The sequence below is a fragment of the uncultured Muribaculum sp. genome, from assembly GCF_910583865.1.
Taxonomy (GTDB): Bacteria; Bacteroidota; Bacteroidia; order Bacteroidales; family Muribaculaceae; genus Muribaculum.
In genome coordinates, this window is record NZ_CAJTYX010000020.1 from 14,385 (window position 1) to 32,227 (window position 17,843).

Below are 17,843 nucleotides of genomic sequence, written 5' to 3' on the forward strand. Positions count from 1 at the left end.
CTGTGTGCATGCACCCAGCGCCCCGGCTATGAATAATTGTTATGACTATCTGATTAGTCGGCGTTGAGGTTGACGCGCTTGAAAGCGACGGCAACGAGGCCTTTCTGGCTCTGCTCCAGGAACTGTCCTACAGAAATCTTGCTGTCCTGCACATACTCCTGCTCCATGAGGCAGCTCTCCTTGAAGAACTTGTTGAGACGTCCGTTGGCGATGTTCTGGATCATGGCCTCGGGAAGGTTTGCAGCCTTTGCCTCGGCGGTCTCCTTCATGATCTGACGGGCTTTGGCGGCATCGTCCTCGGTAATCCAGCCCTTGGTGATGTTCGACTCGATGTGATCCTCCGAATCGAAGTGGTTGGGGTTGAGTCCGGCCTTCTTCAGAGCGGCTTCGACAGCCTTCTTGATCTGCTCCTGCTTGGTCTTTTCGACGGCAACGGCGATCTCCTGGTCGATGGTGGCCTGGGGCACATCCTCGCGGCTGACAGCCACGGGATTCATCGAGGCGATCTGCATGCAGATCTCACGGCCGATCTGGGCGTCTACTCCGGGGAGGTTGAAGCCTACTATGGCGGCGAGCTTGTTGTTGAAGTGGTTGTAGGCGGCGGTGGTGGGAGCCTCCACTACCTCGTAAGCGCCGATCTCGGTCTTTTCACCGGTCTTGCCCGACTCCTCGGTGACGAGGTCGGCAACGGTGGTGCCGTCGACAACGACTGCCTTCAGCTCGTCGACGCTCTTGCAGCGGTTGGCCACAGCGATGTCGAGAAGTTTCTTGGCAAGGCTTACGAAGCCTTCGTTCTTTGCCACGAAGTCGGTCTCGCAGTTGAGTGCGAGGATAGCGGCGAAGTCGCCTTCGTTCTTCGAGAGCACGCAGCCCTCGGCGGCCTGACGGTCCTCACGCTTGGCGGCTACTGCCTGGCCTTTCTTGCGGAGAATCTCTACGGCGGCGTCCATGTCGCCGTTGGCTTCGGCGAGAGCCTTCTTGCAGTCCATCAGGCCGGCACTGGTAAGGTGGCGCAGCTTGGTGATTTCTGCCATTGTAACTGCCATATTCGTATATGATTTTAGCGGTTATTAAAACTTTTGTTATGCCTCGGCTTCTGCTGCTTCGGCGGGTGCTTCCTCAGCCTTTACTTCAGCCTCAGCCTCTGCGGGGGCGCCCTCCTCGTTGCGACGGGCCACACGGCGACGACCGCGGGGTGCCTGCGAGGGAGCTTCTTCGTCGGCGGGTGCGTCGGCCTTTTCAGCCTTGCGCTCCTCCAGGCCTTCGGCCATTGCCGAAACGACGGTGTCGAGGATAAGCTCGATCGACTTTGAAGCGTCGTCGTTGGCGGGGATCACGAAGTCAACGTCGTTGGGGTTGGAGTTGGTGTCTACCATTGCAAACACGGGGATGCCCAGACGGTTGGCCTCGGCCACGGCGATGTGCTCCTTCATCACGTCAACCACGAACAGGGCCGAGGGGAGACGGTTGAGGTCGGCGATAGAGCCGAGAGTCTTTTCGAGCTTGGCGCGCTGACGGCTGATCTGCAGCTTCTCACGCTTCGACAGGTTGTCGAAAGTGCCATCCTTCGACATCTTGTCGATGTTGGCCATCTTCTTTACGGCCTTGCGGATGGTGGGGAAGTTGGTAAGCATGCCGCCGGGCCAGCGCTCGATCACGTAGGGCATGTTGATTTGCGACGCCTTGTCGGCGATCACTTGTTTGGCCTGTTTTTTGGTGGCTACGAAGAGTACCTTCTTGCCAGCCTTTGCTATGCTCTTGAGGGCAGCCGACGCTTCTTCGAGCTTGGCGGCTGTCTTGTAGAGGTCGATGATGTGGATACCGTTGCGCTCCATGAAGATGTAGGGGGCCATGGCCGGATTCCATTTGCGCTTGAGGTGGCCGAAGTGGCACCCTGCGTCAAGGAGCTGTTCAAATGTAGGTGTTGACATTTGTGTTTCTTGTTGTTTACGTTCTGTTGAATTTTACAACCCCGGGGTAGGGAACGTGTCCATCGCCGGGATTTAGATGCTAAACACTGTTTCGGGGAGGGAGGTGGATCTATGCTGCGGGCTTCTCCACGCATGCCGCCACGAGGGACGGCGGGAGAAAATCCGTATTAACGCTTGGAGAACTGGAAGCGCTTGCGGGCCTTGGGCTGACCGGGCTTCTTACGCTCTACGGCACGCGGGTCGCGAGTCATGAAGCCTTCCACGCGAAGTGCATGCTTGTCCTCGGGGTTGATTTTTACAAGAGCGCGGGCAATGGCAAGACGAAGTGCCTCGGCTTGGCCCTTGTAGCCGCCACCGTCAAGGTTTACGTTGATGTCATACTTTGATGCTGCATCAAGTGTGTTGAGGGGCTGCTTTACGATATATTGAAGTATAGACGAGGGGAAATATACTTCGAGGGGACGCTTGTTGATGGTGATGGTGCCATTGCCCTCGCCCATGATCACGCGGGCGATGGCGGCCTTGCGACGGCCTACTGCATTAACCTTTTCCATACTTCTTATTTAATGGTGTTGATGTCGATTACTTTGGGGTTCTGCGCTTCGTGGGGATGGGCCGGGCCGTTGTACACGTGCATGTTTTCGATGATGCGGCGTCCCAGACGTCCCTTGGGAAGCATGCCTTTGACAACCTTGATGAAAAGGGGGTTGTAACCAGGCTTGAGGTGCTTGTTGAACGACTTCTGCTGGAGCAGCTCGGGAGTCGACACGCGCTGGCCGCCGGGATAGCCCGTGTAGCGGAGGTATTCGCGGTCGGTCCACTTCTTACCGGTGAGGCGCACCTTGTCGGCGTTGATGATAATTACATTGTCGCCGCACTCTACGAAAGGTGAGTAGGTGGGCTTGTTCTTGCCGCGAAGTATAAGAGCGACAACTGAGCACAGACGGCCAAGAACTTGGTCGGTGGCATCGATCACCACCCATTCGCGGTTGCACTGCTGCTCGTTGGGGGTTAATGTCTTGTAGCTTAAAGTATCCACGTTAAATCTTTAATTAATAGATGTTTAATCCGACTTGCCGTTGAGTCGCGTTCGGCCAAAAACGCTTCTCCGTGCAAATCAATGTATTAAGTTGGATATAATCGGTGTGCAAAGGTACGACTTTTTAAATTCCCCGCAAAATCGATTTAAGTATTTTTAACTTCTGTCGCCTGTTTATATTCTTCACCGCCATGTTATTCAATGTGGAGGAAGTCGTTTTTACCGCCGGCCGACACCGAAAAAGTATAAATGGGACTATTATTCTCATTTATATTGTCTAAATTTGCATTGATTAACATAAATACATTATGACCCAAGTTCAAGAATCGATGCGGCATATCCTGCGATGCGAAAGCGATGCCATACTCAACATACCCGTCTCCGACGCCTACGACCGTGCTGTTGAGCTTATTATCGAACATGTGCACCGCCGCAAAGGCAAGCTCGTGACCTCAGGAATGGGCAAGGCCGGACAGATTGCGATGAACATCGCCACCACATTCTCCTCTACAGGAACTCCCGCTGTCAACCTCCATCCGAGCGAGGCGCAGCACGGCGACCTCGGGGTGCTGCAGCCCGACGACGTCATGCTGCTCATCAGCAACTCGGGAAAGACATACGAGATCATAGCCCTCGTGGAGCTGACGCGCAATCTCTATCCGCAGATACCGCTGATTGTCATAACAGGAAATCCCGACAGCCCCCTCGCGGCCATCGCCGACGTGACCCTTGCCACGGGCGGAGCACCCGAGGTGTGCCCGCTCGGACTCACCCCGACCACATCCACCACCATGATGACGGTCATAGGCGACGTCCTCGTGGTCAACGTGATGACCCTCACCGGCTTCACCCGTGAGCAGTATGCCCTCCGCCACCACGGCGGCTACCTCGGCAAAAAATCCCGAGGCGAGGCCACATCCACCCGATAGCCTCTCCTCCCTATTGCCCTTAATCACCCTACTGTCCCTATTGTCCCTATTGTCCCTATTGACCTTATCCTCTCTGCTCCCCCACCAATGCGCAAAATCATAATAATAGGCGAAAGCACCCTCCGCATCGACTTCGATGGTGCAGCCCCGCGCTCGTCGGCGCCCGACGGAGTCCTCCTCAACACCGCCGCGGCCCTCGGCAGCCTCGGCCATCCCGTCAGCTTCGTCAGCGAGATCGCCGACGACCATGTAGGCAAAATCCTGCTGCGCTTCCTCGACGATGCCGGAGTAGACACACACAGCGTCGACACCTACACCGGCGGAGCCACGCAGCTGAAACTCGCATTCGCCGACGGAACCTCATCGCGTTACGGATCATACCACGACTCCGGATTCACCGTGGTATGGCCGCGCATCGACCCCGACGACATACTGCTTTTCGGTGGCAACTACGCCCTCGACCACAGGTCGAGACCCCGCCTGTTTGAAATCGTGAAATACGCACGCGAACGCCGCGCCACCGTCATCTACGTCCCGGACTTCGAGGCATCACGTGTGCGCAACATCACCCACCTGATGCCTGCCATACTCGAAAGCTTCGAGGCCGCCGACATGGCCGTGACCACCCCGACCGACCTGCAGGCCATATTCAACACCACCGATGCCGCCGCCGCTTTCCGCGACCACATATCATTCTACACCGACACCCTCCTCGACATCTCCCCCGCCGGACTCTCAATCCTCACCCTACCCTCCGCCATCCCTCTCCCACCCCTCGACCCCATGGCGGCTCTCACTCCCATGCCCTCTCCCGACCCCGTGCCCCCCTTTGACCAGCCGCCCTTTCCAAACTGCAGTGTTGACGGCGGCAGCCGTCAATCAACCCTCCCGCCGGCTTCCGCACCGGTCGCCCTCCTGTCCGCCCTCATCCCAGCCCTCCTCGCCCCTCCCGAATAACCCTCCCGAATAACCCTCTCCGGCATGTCTGACCGGTCTGACCGGTCAGACTCGTCCGACACCCTACCCTCCTTAATCTCCTTAATCTCCCTCCCGCTAACCTCCCTAATCCCGCTTACCCAATGTCAACAGCCCTATCCACCGGCGCACCCAAAGGCGCCCTTCCCGCCATCAGCAAGAATGCCAAAGTAGCCATCGTGGCAGCCACATGGAACAGCCACATCACATCACCTCTCGCCCAGGGCGCAATCGAACTGCTCGACAGCCGTGGCGTCGCACACGAACTGTTCCACGTGCCGGGCACCGTCGAGCTTACATACGCCGCCGCACGCCTGCAGCCGCTCTTCGACGCAGTGATCATCATAGGCTGCGTCATCCGGGGCGACACTCCCCACTTCGATTACGTATGCCGTACCGTCACCGACGGCCTGACGCAGCTCAACCTCAACGCCGAGTGCCCCGTGATCTTCGGAGTGCTCACCGTCAACGACGAGCAGCAGGCCCTCGACCGTGCCGGAGGGCGCCTCGGCAACAAAGGCACCGAAGCCGCCGAAGCCGCCATCCACATGATCTCATTCGCGGAGGCCACCTCCCTCACAACCACCCTCTAACCCTCCCCCGGGACAACCACACTCCCATCTCCCCACGGAAAATTCACGGCGAGGGCGGTGTGTCAGCACTGACACACCGCCCTCGCTCGTCAATCTCGTCAGACAGGTCCGACTTGTCTGACAGGTCCGAACTGTCAGACCCATCCGGCCCCTGCGGCCTCTTTTGTCCGACCGTCTCTTGCTCCCTTAAATCTTTACTGTCACGGCCTTCCCGCTATAATTCACCGTCTTTCCGGTGCATGTCGGGGCATCACCTCCACGACCGCCCTCCTGCATAAGCACCACGCGGAACTTCCTCCCTTTCAGCATCCCGGGATAGCTGCCCTCGCGGTCGGCTAAGGTGAGCTTGCGTGCGCCGTCGTCCCACGTCATCTTTATCGTCGAACGCTCGCCGGTCTCGTAGCCGTAGCCGTCGCCGGCATCCTCGTAGAGCGTAAACTCGCCGTCGGCGCCGGGATATACCCTGATTTCAAGCTCTTTCCAGGATTTTTCGGAACTATACTGCACGTCAGGGCCCCACGGCAGGATGCTTCCGGCACGTACGTACAGCGGTATCCGGTCGAAAGGAGCGTCGGTCATCACATCCGCACCCCCGCGATGGCGGCTGTTGGTCCAGAAATTCCACCAGTCGGTGCCCTCGGGCAAGTAGACGTTCCATTCGCGGGCCTCATACTCGGTGACGGGAGCCACCAGGAAGTTGCGGCCGTACATGTACTGCTGCCCGGTATTGACAGCACGGCGGTCGGCGGAGAAATCCACGTACAGCGGACGCATGAACAACGCCCCTTCGGAAGTCACCTCCCACGCAGTGGAGTAATTGTAGGGGAGCAGACGGTAGCGGAGCTTTATCATGCGCTCCTGCGCGTCAAACACGGGAGTGCCACGGTCGCCGAACTGCCATATCTCGCGGGGCAACCCCGTGCCGTGGCTGCGCATCATCGGGCAGAACGCGCCGAACTGCATCCAGCGGGTGTACAGCTCGCGCCATTCCGGGCAGTCGTTGCCACCTTTGTCGAGCCACATATTGGCATAGAATCCACCTATGTCACTGTTCCAATATGGAATGCCGATCGAGGCATAGTTGAGCGCGGCGGGTATCTGGTCGTGCAGCACGTTCCAGCGCGAGTCCACGTCTCCGCTCCAGGTGTTGGCACCATAGCGCTGCTGCCCGACGAAGCCCGAGCGCGTAAGCGTCAGCACACGTTTGCCGTCGTTCTTGGCGCGCTGGTGCTCATAGACACCACGGTTCTGCATAAGTGAATATGCGTTTTTGACCGTCTTGAATGTACCGGCCTCCGTAGGCGAATCGTAGTCGCCCGGCTTTTTCTCCCAAACGTCAGGTTCGGTCGAGTCGAGCCACCAGCCGTCGTTGCCGGCAACGGAATATACGCCCTTGTCAAGGCTGTCCCAGAATATGTCGCGGGCCTCTGCGCTGAACGAATCGTAGGGACGCGATCCACATCCCGGGAAAGTATGGAAGTTTATCAGATGCCCTTTCTCGTCAAGCCGGCGGTAAGGCTCCGATTTCGGGCCGAAGCCGGGCCATGTGACAATCAGGAACTTGCCGTTCATGGCATGGATATCGCGCCCCATGCGCACTGCGTCGGGATAGCGTTCGGGGTCGAATGCGTGGCAGTTCCATAGGCTGTCCGTGCCGTTATGCTGGGGCCAGTAACGCCAATCCTGTATTATCACGTCGATAGGCACTTTAAGGTCGCGGAACTTCCTGAAAGTGGCCGCCAGCTCATCCTGCGAGCTGTAGCGCTCGCGGCTCTGGAAGAATCCGTAGGCCCAGAGCGGAAGCATCGGCGCATCGCCGGTCAGTTCGCGGATACCTGCGGTGACACCTGCCGGGGTGCCTCCGTAGATGAAATAGTAGTCCGACTTGCCGCCCCATCCTTCGAAGCTCAGGTCCTGGGGATTATCCTTGAAGTCGCTTATCGAATAGTTGTCCCAATAGAGTCCGTAGCCTTTAGTGGGTGACACGAACAGAGGGGTGTAGGTGAACATGTTGACATTCTCCATCGTGTAGGCCGTGCCGCGCCTGTCCCATTTTCCGTCGCTCACCTGCCCGATGCCGAAGATAGGCTCGTCAGGCTCAAGGAGGAACGGTTGACGCACTATGTGGTTGTCGCGGCCGCCATCCCATTTCGGGGTGAAGCTCGTGCCGTAGTCCTTGTCTTTCAGAAGATGCCGGCCCGCGTTGTCATAGAAGTCGATGCCGCCGGTCTCGCGGTTGACCTTCACGCGCAGGTCGGCGCTCGTGAGCGTTGTGCTTTGGCCGTCGGAAACCGTCGTTACGTCTACGCTCTCGGGGACTTTCACCACCGCGAGGCTGCCCTCACCCGGCTTGACACCTATAGGGCTTTTTACCACTCTCACTATGCGCGGTGACAGGAATGTCACTTCGCAGTCCATACCCTGCGTGCTCATCCGCAGGTCGGCACCCGTTGCTGTGCTCCATGCCGCAGACATAGCCATGACTACGGCCAAAGGCATGATAATCGTTTCTTTCATAAAAATATCACTATAATCGTTTCAAAGAATGTAATCGTCCCGAAATAAAAAGGACAGCGGGGATGGAATCTGAGAGTCCATCCCCGCTGTAGGATGTATGTCCTTACAGAGAGCCGGTCAATGGCCGGCCACTGTAGATATGCGGAATCAGTTGCCGAACACTCCGAAGATGTATTCGGGATTCATCATCGTGGTGTCGATCAGTCCGTTGTAGACACACGACACGATGCCTACCAACATGATGCCGGCGATGCATACCGTCATGGCCAGACGCTCGCTGCCCGCGCTGCGGAAAGCGGGTATCACGCATGCCTCATGGTTGTTGATAAACATTGCCTTCACAACCAGCAGGTAGTAGTAGAGCGAGATGATAGTGTTGATCAACGCTATCAGCACAAGCACGTAGAGCGCGGGGGTTCCCGGCTCGGTGGCGGCGGCGAAGATGAAGAACTTGCTGAAGAATCCTGCGAACGGAGGTATGCCGGCCAGTGAGAACATGGCGAGCATCATCGTGAACGCAAGCTTGGGATTGGTCGAATAGAGGTTGTTGTAGCTGTCCATATCGACCTTGCCGGTCTTGTTCTCTATGGCCTGGATCACTCCGAAGGCGGCGAGGTTGCTGAAGATGTACACAAGGATGTAGTACATCAGCGAGCCGAGCCCTTGGGTTGTGGCGGCCATCACGCCGAGCATGATATAGCCGGCCTGCGAGATCGACGAGAAAGCGAGGAAGCGCTTCAGGTTCTTCTGGCGCAGGGCGAAAAGGTTGCCCACGGTGATGGTGAGGATAATCAGGGCGTAGAGCATCCATTCCCACGCCTTGCCGTAGAACGGACCGAACACCTGCACCATGATCACGAAGAACGCGAACGCTGCCGCACCCTTGGAGATGACCGACAGATAGGAGGTGACGGTAGTCGGAGCGCCCTGGTAGACGTCGGCGGTCCAGAGGTGGAACGGCACGAGCGAGAGTTTGAAGCCCATCCCGGCAATCACGAACGCGATGGCGATCGTGAGCATAAGGCTGTTCTCCGGATTGATCGAGGCCGCGATGTCGGCGAAGTAGAGAGTGCCGCTCAGAGCGTAGACAAACGACAGGCCCATCATGAAGATGGCCGACGAGAACACGGCGGTGAGCAGATACTTGATGGCGGCCTCATGGCTCTCGTAGCGCTGCTTGTCGAAAGCCACCAAGGCGGCCAACGGCAGGGAAGCGGTCTCCAGACCGATGATGAACAGCAGGAAGTGGCGTGCCGAAATCATCAGGTACATGCCGAAGAGCGTGATGAGAAGCAATTCGTAGAACTCACCGCGACGCATCTTCATGAACTCGCTGTCGGCCCACTGCATGGCCTGCACGAGCACGATGAGCGCACCCACGTTGAGGATGTTCTTGATGGCGGTCATCACCGGCGAGGTTACATACATGCCTCCGAAGGCGCTGGCGCTGCTCCCCTCCCACGGATAAACGAATCCGGCGAGGGTGACGAGCGCGAAGAGGCACACGGTGAACATCGACAGTCCGCGCGGCGCCTGGCGCGAGCTGAATGTGTCGAAAAGAAAGACCAATAAGATCAGGATCAGCAATCCTATCTCTTGGTGCATGACCAGAAACTGTGAATAGTCCATATCTTAATCTTATTATCTTACTTTGTGAGGACTTCGATGATGGGAAGGAATGAATTGTGAATCAGATTACTGATCCAGCCGGGGAAGCAGCCTATGCCTGCCACGCACACGATAAGCGTGACTGCCGACAGACGCTCGAACCAGGTGGCGTCGGTGAGCGACAGATGGTGCTCGTCCTGAACCGGGCCGAAGAGCAGCTTGCCGACCACGCGCAGGATGTAGACGGCGGTGATCACGATCGAGCAGCATGCTGCCACTGTGAACGCACGGTGGAACAGGTCGGTGTGTTCCCACGAGCCGACGAAGATGGTCATCTCGGCCACGAAGCCCGACAGGCCCGGCAGACCGAGCGATGCCATACCTGCAATCACATAGCAGACAGCCAGGAACGGCATGATCTTCATCAGACCGCCCATCAGACGGATGTCACGGGTGTGGGTACGGCCGTAGATCATACCGATAAGGGCGAAGAACAGGGCCGTCATCAGACCGTGGGAGAGCATCTGCAGCACCGCACCGGTCATCGCCGTGGTGTTGAGCATGAGGATGGCGAAAAGCACCATGCCGCAGTGGCTTACAGAAGAGTAGGCGTTGATATACTTGAGGTCGGTCTGCACACATGCGCTGAACGCACCGTACACCACCGATATACCGGTCAGTATAAGGAATATCCATGCAAGCTCATTGGCGGCCTGAGGCATCAGGTAGATAGCCACACGGAAGCAGCCGTAGCCGCCGAGCTTCATAAGCACGCCTGCATGTAGCATCGACACGGCGGTAGGCGCGGAGGCATGACCGTCGGGGCTCCATGTGTGGAACGGGAACATGGCGCCGAGCACGCCGAAGCCCACGAAGGTGATCGGGAAGAGGAACGTCTGCCAGCCGTGGGGGATGGCGCCGTTCTGCGAGATTTCCAGAAGATTCATGGTGAGTTGTCCGCCCTCGGGAGCCGAGTGGTAGTAGATGCCGAGGATGCCAAGCAGCAGGAAGGCCGAGCCGCCCATAAGCATCAGGGTGAGCTTCATGGCGCTGTACTCCTTGCGTCCGGTGCCCCAGAGGCCGATGAGAAGGTACATCGGGATAAGGGCCACCTCATAGAACATGAACATGGTGAACAGGTCAATCGAGATGAAGAAACCGAACACGCCGGTCGACAGCAGGATCAGCCACAGGAAGAAATCCTTTGGCAGCGGATCTATCTTCCATGAGGCGAAAGTGCCTGCAAAGACGATGATCGCCGAAAGAAGGATCATGGCCACCGATATGCCGTCGACACCGAGGGCAAGGTGGATGTTGAGCGGCTCAAACCACATCCACGACCCCGTGAAAAGCATCGGGGCGTCGGCGCCGGCCTGACGCAGGTGGATGAAGTCGAAGAGCAGATATACCGACAGGGCCACGAGCGCCGTGGAGCCGATGACGGCCACCGTACGCACCTGCTTGATGTCCCGGCAAAGGAACAGCAGCCCGAGCATCACCAACGGGATGACTACGAAATATATCAGAATATTTGAGAATATCATAATTACTATATTTTTTCAGAGTATTTTCGCATCAGTGATTACAGCAGGCAGAGCCAGGCGATAGTGCCGAGGGCAAGAGCGCCGACGAGATATATCCACACGTAGAACTGGACATTGCCCGACTGGAGTCCGCGTATCTGCAACGACGACCACTGGGCCACCTTGGCGAAGCCGTCCATAGTGCCGTCGATGATGTGGCGGTCAAACCATGCTATCGGGCGGCATACACCCTGGAAAATGACCTTGTGGGTGATCCACATGTAGATCTCGTCCCAGTAGAAGCGGTGGTAGGCTGCCGTCCACAGGCCGTGGAACTTGTCGGCCAAGCGGTCGGGCACCGGATTCTCCTTGATATACATCTTGGTGGCAAGCAGGATGGCAAGCACTGCCACGCACACGCTCGATATGGCCACCCAGGGCACGAGGTGGATGTCGTAGTTCGCACCGTTCCAGGTCACGAAATGTCCGAAGGGGATGAAACCGGCCACGCAGCTAACGGCGGCGAGGAAAATCAGAGGTATGTTCATCACGGCGGGAGCATCGTGGGGAGTGTGGTGCGAGCAGTCATGCTCCTTCCACCAGAAGATCATGTAGTAGAGGCGGAACATGTAGAAAGCGGTCAGGCCGGCCACCATCATGAGCCATGCACCCCAGAACCAATGGTTCTCGAAGGCTGCCGAAAGAATCTCGTCCTTCGAGAAGAAACCGGAGAAGGGCGGTATGCCGGCGATGGCCAGACAGCCGATAAGGAAAGTGATGTGGGCCACGGGCATGTACCTGCGCAGACCGTGCATAGCCGTATAGTTATTGGAGTGCACGGCATGGATCAGCGCGCCGGCGCCGAGGAAGAGGAGCGCCTTGAACATGGCGTGGGTGAACAGGTGGAACATCGAGGCCATGAAGCCGAGACCCTCATGGATCTCCGGACGGGCCACGCCGAGTGCGGTCACCATGAAAGCGATCTGCGATATGGTTGAGAAGGCGAGCACGCGCTTGATGTCGATCTGCGTGCAGGCCACCACAGCCGCGTAGAAGGCGGTGATACAACCCACGATGGTTATGATGTTCATAGCCGACATCTCAAGCAGGTAGAGCGGGAACAGACGGGCAACAAGGTAGACACCGGCCACCACCATCGTGGCGGCATGGATGAGGGCCGACACGGGGGTCGGGCCTTCCATGGCGTCGGGAAGCCATATGTGCAGCGGCAGCATGGCCGACTTGCCCATACCTCCCATGAAGATGAGCACCAAGGCCCATGTGAGCGTCGAGGCTCCCAGGAAGGTCATGCCGGAGAAAGAGGTGAGGATGCCGCTGAACGGTCCGGTATAGGAGGCCACACCACCCTCGTAGTTGGCCACGGCGGCCGAGGTGATGTCGATGAAGTCGAACGTCTGGGTGCAGTAGCTAAGGATCAGGATGCCGAGCAGGAATCCAAGGTCGGCGAATCGTGTGACGATAAACGCCTTTTTGGATGCCGACACCGCAGAAGGAAGCTTGTAGAAGAATCCGATAAGCAGGTAGGACGAGGCGCCCACAAGCTCCCAGAATATATACATCTGGAAGATGTTGGTGGCAACCACCAGGCCGAGCATCGAGAAGCTGAAGAGCGACAGGAACGCGAAGTAGCGCTGGAAGCCCTTCTCGCCCTCCATGTAGCCCATGGAGTAGAGATGCACCATGAACGATATGGTGGGGATCACGATGAGCATCATGGCCGATATCGGGTCGAGCATGAAGCCGAGACGTATCACGAGGTTCTGCGTGAACTGCAGCCAGTCGACGTTCCAGAGCACGAGAGTGGCACGCGTGCCCTCTGCCGTGTAGAAGTCGCCGAAAAAGTAGCTCAACGCTGTCCAGTAGCTCAGCACGAGCACGGTGCCCATTCCGAGGCAGCCGAGCCAGCCGGCGAGCTTGTGGCTCATCTTCATGCCCGTGAGGCCGAGCAGCAGGAACATGAAGAGCGGTATGCAGAGTATGAAGATTGATATAATTTCCATAACCGTGTCTTAGAATTTCATTTTGTTAAGGTCGCGTATATCAATGTTGCCCGCCCAGCGGAAGAGGTTCACGATGATGGCGATCGCGAGTCCCGTCTCGGCGGCGGCAATGGCGATGGCGAAAAGCGTGAACATCATTCCCTCAAGCTGCCCCGGGAAGAGGAAGCGGTTGAACACCACGAAATTGATATCGACGGCGTTGAGCATAAGCTCAAGCGAGATGAGTATCGCGATAAGGTTTTTACGGGTGATAAAGCCGTAGACCCCGCAGCAGAACATGATGATGCTCGGGATTATGTACAATGCTAAAGGTAACTTGTCCATAGTCGTATCAACGTTTGCGGGCGATCACCACGCCACCGATTATACATGCGAGTAACAACACGCTCACAGCCTCGAAGGGGAGCAGATAACCGAACTTTTCCGTGCCGAGCAGCACCTCGCCGAGATGATTCATGGTGAATCCCTCCTCGAACGGACCGCGCAGCGTGCTCCAGAAACCGGCGCGCGACACCACGGCGTAGCCGAGAGCCGCGAGGGCCAGCAAGGATGCCGCGCCTCCGAAGATGCGCCGACGCGATGAAAGCTGCACACTGGCGTCACCGGGCTTCGTCGTCAGCAATATCGCGAACACGACGAGCACGACGATACCTCCGGCGTACACCGCGATCTGCACCGCGCCAAGGAACTCGTAGTCGAGCTTGAAGTAGAGGCCTGCGGTGGCGAAGAGCGTAAACAGAAGGTAGGTGGCCGCCCTGAGGATGCGGCGCGTGGTGACAGTCAGTATCGAGAAGATGATAATCGCGGCTACGATTATCCCGTACATTACAATACTTCCAACTGATTCCATATTTACGATTTAATTTTCTTTCTTTTCAGGTTCGGTGGCAGGTGCGGCTGCGGGGGCGTCGGCCTTGGGGGCTGCGGGAGCCGCCTTGGGCGCTGTGTCGGCTGCTGCCGGACGCGGAGCGGCTGCCACAGGCTTGGGAGCCGGGTCGCCGGGCTGCTCGGGAAGATAGTTGAGCTGCTGCACGAGCTTGTCGCGGGTGAACACGGCCTGCTCGAAGTCGTTGCTGAACTCGATGGCGTCGAAGGGGCAGGTAGTTACGCACAACTCGCAGAAAGTGCAGCTGCCGAGGTCGTACATGTACTTGTCGAGCTTGCGCTTCTTCTTTCCGTCGGGAAGGTCGACCATCTTGGTGGTGATGGTGATGGTGCCGTTGGGGCAATTGCGCTGGCATGTGCCGCACGCCGTGCAACGGTTGCGTCCGTCGGGAAGATAAATGAACTGCAGCTTGGCGCGGAAGCGCGGGGCCGCATACTGCTTGTAGCGCGGTTCAGAAGGGTCGGCACCCTTGCGGGGGTCGGGATACGATTCGGTCACCTTGGGAGTGAAAAACTCCTTGCCGGTGACTCCCATGCCTTTTATAAGGCTCGATATGCCTGTGCCCAGTGATGAAAAATATTCTTTTACACTGCCCATAGATATGACTGGTGTTCGATTTTTAGCGTACCGGTAGCAAAATTGTCTGAGGTTCGTCTTGTCGGGGAAGCGTCCGTCGGCCCGGTACGGCATTTCTTGCTGCCGGACGCTCCATCCCTATGCGGCGGCGAGGCCTATCTGATCTGGCCGCCGAGTATGTCGAGCAGCTCCGAGGTGATGGCCTGCTGGCGCAGCTTGTTGTATTCAAGCTGCAGCTGCTCGAGAAGTTTCTTTGCGTTGTCGTTGGCGCTCTGCATGGCCATGATGCGCGCGGCCTGCTCGCTGGCCACGTTCTCGGTGAATATCTCCTGCACCACCGAGAGGATGAACAGCGGGAGTACCGAGTTGAAGATAGTGTTGGCGTCAGGCTCGAAGATGTAGGGGCGGCACTGGACGGTGACGGAGTTGGCGGTAAGCGTCTCCTGCACCACCGGCAGAAGCTGCTCGGTGCGCAGGGTCTGGCGGCTCATGCTCTTGAAGTTCATGTACACGAGGTCGACCACGTCGACCTCGCCGTCGAGAAACTTCTGCTGGAGCGCCGAGGTGAACGCCTTCACCCCTTCGCCGTCGCTCTTGGCATGTATGTCACCGAGCGTCTCCACCTTTATCCCGTCGCCCTGAAGCTTGCGCACGGCCTTCACCATCTTGTTGCCCACGGGATAGAGGGTAATCTCCAGGGCCGAGCCGTAGCGCTCGCGCAGGGCGTTGACGCGCAGCAGCAGTCCCTTGAAGATATTGATGTTGTAGGCGCCGCAGAGACCGTCGTCGCTGCCCCACACGGCGATACCGGCACGGGCCACGTCGCGCGGCTGGGTGAGCGGCGAGCTGAATTCGGCATCGGCCGAAAGCAGGTTGCCCATGATGGTCTCGATCTGGCCGCGGAATGGGAGCAGACGGCGCAGCGACTGCTCGGCCTTGTGCATCTTGGCCGAGGAGATCATCTTCATGGCGCCGGTAATCTTCTCCGACGACTTGACCGACCCGATGCGGCCCTTTAGTTCTCGCAGAGTTGCCATTGTTGGTTATTGGGAAAGAAGCTGTGCGGAAAGCGTTTCCGCACTGCCTCTGTCGGTTTCTTTTTATCAGTTCTTGTAGCGGCTCGCTATCTCCTGTGCGGCCTGGGTGAGCTTGGCGGTCACGTCGTCGGTGAGCTGTCCGGCGGCGATGGCGTCGAGCACGTCCTTCTGGTACTTGGCGTGTACGAGCTGGAGGAACAGCTTCTGGAACTCGGCCACCTTGTCGAGCGGCACGTTCTCCAGCAGGCCTTTCGTGCCGCAGAAGATCACGGCCACCTCCTCCTCGACGGCCATAGGCTCGTACTGGGGCTGGATGAGAAGCCGCTCGTTCTTGCGTCCCTTGTCGATGACACGGGCGGTCACCGGGTCGATGTCGCCGCCGAACTTGGTGAACGACTCCAGCTCGCGGAACTGCGCCTGGTCGATCTTCAGCGTGCCGGCGATCTTCTTCATCGGCTTGATCTGGGCGTTGCCGCCTACACGCGACACGGAGATACCCACATTGATGGCCGGGCGGATGCCTCGGTTGAATAGGGCGGTCTCAAGGAAGATCTGTCCGTCGGTGATGGAGATGACATTGGTGGGGATGTAGGCCGACACGTCGCCTGCCTGCGTCTCTATGATGGGCAGCGCGGTAAGCGAGCCACCACCCTTCACCTTGTCCTTTAGCACGGCGGGGAGGTCGTTCATCGAGGAGGCCACCTCCTGGTTGTCGATAATCTTGGCGGCACGCTCGAGCAGACGGGAGTGGAGATAGAAGATATCGCCCGGATACGCCTCGCGGCCCGAAGGACGCTTCAGGATCAGCGAAATCTCACGATAGGCCACTGCCTGCTTCGAGAGGTCGTCGTAGACGATAAGCGCGTCGCGGCCGGTGTCGCGGAAATATTCTCCGATGGCCACGCCGGCAAACGGGGCATAGTAGCGCATCGACGCGGAGTCGGATGCGTTGGCGGCCACGATTACCGTGTAAGGGAGAGCGCCGTTGTCGCGGAGGGTCTGCACAAGGGCGGCCACTGTCGACGCCTTCTGGCCGATGGCCACGTAGATACAGTAGACGGGCTTGCCCTCCTCGTAGTTCTTGCGCTGGTTGATGATGGTGTCTATGGCGATGGCGGTCTTGCCGATCTGGCGGTCGCCGATGATAAGCTCGCGCTGTCCGCGGCCTATGGGCACCATCGAGTCGATGGCCTTGATGCCGGTCTGTAGCGGCTGCTTCACGGGCTGGCGGAAGATGACGCCGGGAGCCTTGCGCTCCAGCGGCATGAGCAGGCGCTCGCCGCTGATTGGTCCGGCGCCGTCGATAGGCTCGCCGAGCACGTTGATGACGCGACCCAAGAGGCCTTCGCCAACGGGCAGAGAGGCGATCTCGCCGGTGCGGCGCACGGTCATGTTCTCGGTCACGCGGTCGACGTTGTTGAGCAATATCACACCAACGTTGCTCTCTTCGAGGTTCATGGCAACGCCTTTCACGCCATTCTCGAACTCGACAAGCTCGTTGGCGCGCACATTTTCGAGTCCGTAGACGTGGGCCACGCCGTCGCCTACCTCAAGGACAGTACCAACTTCTTCGAACGACACCTTGGAGTTGACGTTCTCAAGCTGTTGCTTTAATACTTCCGATATTTCGCTTGGGTTGATCATTCTTGTTGTGTGGGGATTTACTTGCTAAGGAGATTGAGGCGCAGCTGCCGCAGCTCGCTCGCGAGCGATGCGTCGAGGCGCTCGGAATTGACATCGACCACGAAGCCTCCGATGATGGAGGGGTCGGTCAGGTGGGTATATTCGACCGTGGCGCCGGGGAGATGTCGTTCCACCAAAGCGTGCAGCTTGGCTGTCACTTCGGCGGGCATGTCGGCGGCAGTGACGATCTTCACCAGACAGATGTTGTTGGCGCGGCGGTAGATGTCGAGATAGCGCAGGGCGATGGCGCGCACCATGTCGATGCGGCGGTTCTCCACCAGCAGCTTCATGAAATCGGCAAAGACCGTGTCAGCGCTCTCTGCACCTGCCGCGGTGGAGAGCAACGCGGTCTTATCATCGGTAGCCACAAACGGATTCGCGACCACCTCTTGCAGGCGCGGTTGCCCGGCAAAGGAGGCACACAGGCGTTTCATCAGCTCATACACCCGGGTGGCCGCCCCTTTCTCGAGGGCGAACTTGTAGAGTGCCTTGGCATAACGGTTGGGGATAAGACCTTGGTCCATG

Annotated in this window: 17 protein-coding genes; 3 read left to right on the plus strand and 14 right to left on the minus strand. The window is 58.2% G+C overall.

Annotated elements, in window-relative coordinates; translation table 11 throughout:
- Positions 1–53: 53 nt before the first annotated feature.
- The 4 genes from tsf to rplM all read right to left on the minus strand — a co-directional run bounded on the left by tsf (position 54) and on the right by rplM (position 2,970).
- On the minus strand, positions 54–1,046 hold the full coding sequence (gene tsf, locus QZ303_RS06075) for a translation elongation factor Ts (protein ID WP_295730585.1): 993 nt from the start codon (positions 1,044–1,046) through the stop codon (positions 54–56).
- 36 nt (positions 1,047–1,082) lie between these two features.
- Positions 1,083–1,931: a 30S ribosomal protein S2 gene (rpsB, locus tag QZ303_RS06080; RefSeq protein WP_295730588.1), complete on the minus strand. Its 849-nt coding sequence runs from the start codon at positions 1,929–1,931 to the stop codon at positions 1,083–1,085.
- Positions 1,932–2,098: 167 nt separating this feature from the next.
- The gene (gene rpsI / locus QZ303_RS06085) at positions 2,099–2,485 is read right to left on the minus strand and encodes a 30S ribosomal protein S9 (RefSeq protein WP_295730590.1); all 387 of its coding nucleotides are present in this window, start codon (positions 2,483–2,485) and stop codon (positions 2,099–2,101) included.
- A gap of 5 nt (positions 2,486–2,490) precedes the next feature.
- Entirely contained in the window at positions 2,491–2,970 is a 480-nt protein-coding gene (rplM, locus tag QZ303_RS06090) for a 50S ribosomal protein L13 (RefSeq protein WP_295730593.1), read from the minus strand.
- Positions 2,971–3,278: 308 nt separating this feature from the next.
- Here rplM and QZ303_RS06095 point away from each other — a divergent pair, with 308 nt between their 5' ends.
- From QZ303_RS06095 to ribH, 3 genes are all read left to right on the plus strand, one after another.
- Complete coding sequence (locus tag QZ303_RS06095; protein ID WP_295730596.1) at positions 3,279–3,899, plus strand: SIS domain-containing protein; 621 nt, start codon at positions 3,279–3,281, stop codon at positions 3,897–3,899.
- A gap of 87 nt (positions 3,900–3,986) precedes the next feature.
- Complete coding sequence (locus QZ303_RS06100) at positions 3,987–4,856, plus strand: carbohydrate kinase family protein (protein WP_295730598.1); 870 nt, start codon at positions 3,987–3,989, stop codon at positions 4,854–4,856.
- A 122-nt stretch (positions 4,857–4,978) separates the two neighbouring features.
- Positions 4,979–5,467: a 6,7-dimethyl-8-ribityllumazine synthase gene (gene ribH / locus QZ303_RS06105; RefSeq protein ID WP_295730601.1), complete on the plus strand. Its 489-nt coding sequence runs from the start codon at positions 4,979–4,981 to the stop codon at positions 5,465–5,467.
- Between the two features lie 186 nt (positions 5,468–5,653).
- On the opposite strand, the gene QZ303_RS06110 is transcribed toward ribH, so the two are convergent.
- The 10 genes from QZ303_RS06110 to QZ303_RS06155 all read right to left on the minus strand — a co-directional run bounded on the left by QZ303_RS06110 (position 5,654) and on the right by QZ303_RS06155 (position 17,842).
- The gene (locus tag QZ303_RS06110) at positions 5,654–7,984 is read right to left on the minus strand and encodes a glycoside hydrolase family 31 protein (RefSeq protein ID WP_295730604.1); all 2,331 of its coding nucleotides are present in this window, start codon (positions 7,982–7,984) and stop codon (positions 5,654–5,656) included.
- 147 nt (positions 7,985–8,131) lie between these two features.
- Positions 8,132–9,613, minus strand: coding sequence for an NADH-quinone oxidoreductase subunit N (locus QZ303_RS06115; RefSeq protein WP_295730606.1), 1,482 nt, complete (start codon positions 9,611–9,613; stop codon positions 8,132–8,134).
- Positions 9,614–9,630: 17 nt separating this feature from the next.
- A complete protein-coding gene (locus QZ303_RS06120) occupies positions 9,631–11,136 on the minus strand; it encodes a NuoM family protein (RefSeq protein ID WP_295730609.1) in 1,506 nt (501 codons plus the stop codon).
- 38 nt (positions 11,137–11,174) lie between these two features.
- Positions 11,175–13,136, minus strand: coding sequence for an NADH-quinone oxidoreductase subunit L (nuoL, locus tag QZ303_RS06125; protein WP_295730612.1), 1,962 nt, complete (start codon positions 13,134–13,136; stop codon positions 11,175–11,177).
- A gap of 9 nt (positions 13,137–13,145) precedes the next feature.
- Entirely contained in the window at positions 13,146–13,460 is a 315-nt protein-coding gene (nuoK, locus tag QZ303_RS06130) for an NADH-quinone oxidoreductase subunit NuoK (RefSeq protein ID WP_295730615.1), read from the minus strand.
- Between the two features lie 7 nt (positions 13,461–13,467).
- Positions 13,468–13,986 (minus strand): NADH-quinone oxidoreductase subunit J, encoded by a 519-nt coding sequence (locus QZ303_RS06135; RefSeq protein WP_295730618.1) that lies wholly within the window; start codon positions 13,984–13,986, stop codon positions 13,468–13,470.
- Between the two features lie 9 nt (positions 13,987–13,995).
- Positions 13,996–14,619, minus strand: a complete 624-nt coding sequence (locus QZ303_RS06140) for a 4Fe-4S binding protein (protein WP_295730621.1) — start codon at positions 14,617–14,619, stop codon at positions 13,996–13,998.
- 134 nt (positions 14,620–14,753) lie between these two features.
- Positions 14,754–15,635 (minus strand): ATP synthase F1 subunit gamma, encoded by an 882-nt coding sequence (atpG, locus tag QZ303_RS06145; RefSeq protein ID WP_295730624.1) that lies wholly within the window; start codon positions 15,633–15,635, stop codon positions 14,754–14,756.
- Between the two features lie 66 nt (positions 15,636–15,701).
- Entirely contained in the window at positions 15,702–17,279 is a 1,578-nt protein-coding gene (atpA, locus tag QZ303_RS06150; protein WP_295730625.1) for a F0F1 ATP synthase subunit alpha, read from the minus strand.
- 17 nt (positions 17,280–17,296) lie between these two features.
- Entirely contained in the window at positions 17,297–17,842 is a 546-nt protein-coding gene (locus QZ303_RS06155; protein WP_295730628.1) for a F0F1 ATP synthase subunit delta, read from the minus strand.
- Position 17,843 lies beyond the last annotated feature (1 nt).